Genomic DNA, 4063 nt, shown 5'->3' with positions numbered 1-4063 from the left:
GCGATCGCCGACCAGTCTTCACAACGACATGATTTCAGAAATTGGTTTATAAAGCAGCGGTAGGGTGCGTTCCGGCTCCATTCAATCCTTGGATTTTGCCAACAAGATTAAGCGAGCCGGAACGCACCGATTCGGGAACCCAACGACAAATACCAGGATAAATTTACGACCCTTACCAGATTATAGCCCCGGTGCGTTGCGGCAGCTTGTAAATTGTCCCCTTGGTTCGACATGGGTTTGAGCCGCAACGCACCCTACCGTGACTAAACAAACCAGTTTTCAATGGTCAGTCCATCAAAATCAGCATAGTCTGAGACATTACGAGTGGTAGGGTGCGTTACGTCGGTGATAAGTTTTGGGCAAAAACAAACCAATTAACAAGTCCGACGTAACGCACCAAATTTATATAGAGTCAATCAAACATTTTCGGTGCGTTACGCGGGGAATACAATTTACTCGACTTCGGCCCAAAGTTAATTCCCCGCTAACACACCCTACCTGGAAAGCGATCGCCCATATTTACCGAAAAGCGATCGCCCATTACTAAAGGAGAAACTATCATGTCTGAAAGACACCCTTACGACAAAGGCAAACCTGAAAAAGATAAAGCTGAAAAAAATGTCCAAAATGTCACGGAAAAGGACGGATTTCTGTCCCTCGTGGTAAACGAGAACCTCAATGTCCTCGCTGTAATGGCACTGGTTGGGTGAAGGGTTCTTAGATGTAATTCCTGAAATATACCCTGAATTTTTCAGAGTGCGATCGCCTCTTTTTCCCCCGAGAGCGATCGCCCATCTTCCCCCAACCACGCTCTAAAAAAAATCCCACCACTGCATCAACAATGATGCAATTCCCAAAGTCCAAAACGAACCCCAAAAAATGTAGCATTCTGAAAAACAATGAAAATCTTTTTTAGCTCTCAAAACCCCCTACTCAAACTTGCCGCTATCTTAAGCTTATCTGTCACCTTAAATCTCTTTACTCCTAATACAGCCAAAACCCAAACCGTGTCGGAAGCAACATTATCCGATGCGTTAACACAAATCATTCTTCAACAAGCAGCAGAAGACACCAGCTTATCCATTTCTGAATTGCAAATTGAGACTGCTAGTCGTGTAACCTGGCCCAATGGATGTATGGGAATTAGCGGACCTGAAATATTCTGTACCCAAGCATTCGTCGATGGTTGGATAGTAGTCATAACCAGTGGCAGCAATCAATGGACTTACCATACCAACGGTTCTCGTGTTTTACTGAATGACAGTTTACCGAATCGCCAACCAACAGAACAATTGCGATGGGAAGAATGGCAACGACAACTTGAACAACGACGACGTCAGGAGGAATGGCGACGACGATGGGCGAATATTGGTTGGACTCAAGACAACCCAGTGATGCCTACCGTTACCGAACCCGGTACTTGGATATTTGACGATGTACCTTCTGGTCGTTGGGTCGATCCCCCTACTGCTTACGGATTTCGCTATACCATGCTAGAGGATTCTCTGTTTACTGACATCCTCGACTTCCCGATCGCCATTGATGACGATAATTTATTTACCATCTCCGTTGGCGATACCATTCTCGGAGAATTTAGTCCGGGGGAAAGTGTTAATTTTGTTTCATTACTCGGTCACGGGGTTTCCGAATTTGCCATCACCGATATTAACCCCCTTGTCGATCCTGAAGATCCTAGCGCTTTTCCACTCAAAATTGCCTTTAATACCGAACAAGCTGATTTTAAAATGGAAGCGATTCCTGCCCCCACTTCCGTCCCGGAAGGGAGTACATCGATCGCATTATTGGCATTTGGCGCACTGGGTATTTACTCTCGCTTTAAAGGTCACGGTCAATTTAATTAAACAGCGACTCGCAACTTATGCGATCCCAAATCTCCTCTTTCCGAAAGGCGATCGCGCCTACACTAAAATTAAGTTCGCCATCTGTTTTCTACAAAGCAAACACGATTCGGAGAGCATTATCAATTTTTACCAAAACTTCCGGTTCCAGTTCACCTCGAATGGCAACCAAGCGAGAGCGATAGTCAATCGGGCGGGTTTGCAAGCAATCTGCAATAGATTTCTTAGTCAATCCATTCCCTGCTGAGGGCAAAATCTCGATATTTGTTGCGATCTTAGCTTTTTTGTCGCTCCATGCAGTAATTGGGACAACTTGAATGACGGGTACTCGCTCGTTGTAAGTGTTATTCGTAACCACAATACAAGGTCTGATTTTTCCCGTTTCTGAACCTTGAGTGGGGTCAAGATTAACATCAATGATTGTACCCCGGTTGAGCTTTATTCTTTCGGCCATTCTTCTAACCCGGCTTCAGCTAGTGCTTGTAACTCTGGCTCTTCTTCATAGATTTCCGCATAGAGAGCGGCTGATTCCTCTAATTTTGCTGATTCTAAAGCGGATCGCAATCTGTGCAGCGCTGCCATAACAAGTTCTCTCGAATCATGAAACCCATAATCTTGGAACTGTTCGACAAATTCACCAATCGAATCATCCAGTTTAAATGTATATTCTTTCACTTTCTCAATCCTCTCCAACGAAACGTTTCATAAACAACGACTGATTCGCCCGGTGCTATTATAACCACCTCCCGCATCAGGAGTCGGTTCAAACAAGAGCTTATTTTACCATATTTTGTATTCAGCTAACCTCTAGGGCAAAATTCTACGACTGCTCTACTCCAGTTATATCCTAATTCCAGGCACTACAGCCGATCGCCAAGACGCTCACCACCCAGGATAATAGAACTGCAATTACTTTCCAACCCCCATTAACCCAACACTACCATGAACAAACCCCAACAAATCTACCTCGATCGCCCACCCGTCTACCCCGCGCAAATCACCTCATCCGCCGATCTGCGCTGTAACCTTACCGACACCCTCCAAACCCTCCTCCAACAAACCGATCGTACCCTCATCACTCCCTCGAAACCAACCCCCGACTGTGAAACCTTCCTCAACAGTCTCAAAACCAATTTCAACATTTACCAAGCCTCAATGTCGCGCCAATTTGCTGCGGATTTACCCGCCGACATCGAACAAACTGCCCTGAAAGATGAACCCAAAGACTGGTTTATCAAAACTGCCGATTTTGGCGACGACTTCGATCGCGTCCTCCAACACCGCGACGGCGAATTCACTCAACTCTTAGAAGACATTGCCTGCTACCATCAAATCTTCCAACAAGGCTATGACAAAATTATCCTGTTGCGTCCCTCCACTTACACCGGCTATGACATCCAACTCACCGCCGCGATGCAATGTCTGGGCTACACCAAACAGCAATTTCAATTTATTGCGATTCAGCCGATAAAACTCCACGCTTTCCACAAACCCACCCAGCAACTTCATCCGATTCCTGATATTGCCTCGGAGGAACTCATCAAAGCGATCGGGATGGATGCTTTGCGTTGGCACAGTTTTCGCGTCCCCCTCACCGGCGTTGCCCCCATCAATATCAGCACAGCGGGACAACCGACCCCCAAGGATAGTCTCTATCGGGTCAAATCTGCCCATACCCGTTGTTGTCTGCTGCTGCATCAAGCTCACCAGCAAGGCGTTATCCAGCTAAACACTGGAGATAATTGGCAGATTGCGCCTACGCCGATGTCATTGGCAGAGTGCGTTTGGGAGGATGCCAACGCCGCCACTCTCGCCAACCAAGTGCAAGCGACTCCTAAAGTCTTGCAACAAAGTGCTAATGAAATTGCTCCGCATCTGCTTTGCCAGCATTTAGAGGCTGTCAGCGAGACTTGCGATCGCTGGTTCCAGTCTCTTACTCTTACCCCCCTCAATTGTGCCCTGTTATTGGCAACGAAGCAAACTATTTTTGACAGTTTAGAAAATATCTTGGGCATCAAAGCGCCAGAACCGACTGAGGTCAAATAAAGCGTTTTTTTGAGGATTGCGATCGGGCTAAATCCCCCTTGTTGTTCTTACACTTATTTCAGGAGTTCATCTGATGAAGAGTAGTTCGTAGGGTGGGCAGGGTTATAAAATCAGTCGTTCTAGCATCAAATCTAGTGACCCTGCCCACCCTACAAGCT

The 4063-nt window shown here is 46.3% G+C and carries 5 protein-coding genes; 3 read left to right on the top strand and 2 right to left on the bottom strand.

What is annotated here, in order from left to right; all coding sequences use genetic code 11:
- Positions 1–560: 560 nt before the first annotated feature.
- Positions 561–710 (top strand): hypothetical protein, encoded by a 150-nt coding sequence (locus tag LKK83_RS05845; protein WP_324629999.1) that lies wholly within the window; start codon positions 561–563, stop codon positions 708–710.
- A 189-nt stretch (positions 711–899) separates the two neighbouring features.
- Entirely contained in the window at positions 900–1862 is a 963-nt protein-coding gene (locus tag LKK83_RS05840; protein ID WP_324629998.1) for a hypothetical protein, read from the top strand.
- An 88-nt stretch (positions 1863–1950) separates the two neighbouring features.
- Here LKK83_RS05840 and LKK83_RS05835 read toward each other — a convergent pair whose 3' ends face one another.
- Both LKK83_RS05835 and LKK83_RS05830 read right to left on the bottom strand, forming a co-directional pair.
- Entirely contained in the window at positions 1951–2313 is a 363-nt protein-coding gene (locus LKK83_RS05835) for a type II toxin-antitoxin system PemK/MazF family toxin (protein WP_324629996.1), read from the bottom strand.
- The gene (locus tag LKK83_RS05830; RefSeq protein ID WP_324629995.1) at positions 2298–2534 is read right to left on the bottom strand and encodes a hypothetical protein; all 237 of its coding nucleotides are present in this window, start codon (positions 2532–2534) and stop codon (positions 2298–2300) included. Before LKK83_RS05830 ends, LKK83_RS05835 begins: the two co-directional genes overlap by 16 nt.
- A 267-nt stretch (positions 2535–2801) precedes the next feature.
- Here LKK83_RS05830 and LKK83_RS05825 point away from each other — a divergent pair, with 267 nt between their 5' ends.
- Positions 2802–3905: a DALR anticodon-binding domain-containing protein gene (locus tag LKK83_RS05825; protein WP_324629994.1), complete on the top strand. Its 1104-nt coding sequence runs from the start codon at positions 2802–2804 to the stop codon at positions 3903–3905.
- Positions 3906–4063 lie beyond the last annotated feature (158 nt).

The sequence above is a fragment of the Phormidium sp. CCY1219 genome (genome assembly GCF_035615515.1).
Classification (GTDB): Bacteria; Cyanobacteriota; Cyanobacteriia; order Cyanobacteriales; family Laspinemataceae; genus CCY1219.
This window is presented reverse-complemented; position numbering and strand designations above follow the sequence as displayed.

Excerpts from the sequence above, each read along its gene's own strand:
- LKK83_RS05845 (WP_324629999.1), top strand. The coding sequence starts at position 561 with ATGTCTGAAAGACACCCTTACGACAAAGGCAAACCTGAAAAAGATAAA.
- LKK83_RS05840 (WP_324629998.1), top strand. The coding sequence starts at position 900 with ATGAAAATCTTTTTTAGCTCTCAAAACCCCCTACTCAAACTTGCCGCT.
- LKK83_RS05835 (WP_324629996.1), bottom strand. The coding sequence starts at position 2,313 with ATGGCCGAAAGAATAAAGCTCAACCGGGGTACAATCATTGATGTTAAT.
- LKK83_RS05825 (WP_324629994.1), top strand. The coding sequence starts at position 2,802 with ATGAACAAACCCCAACAAATCTACCTCGATCGCCCACCCGTCTACCCC.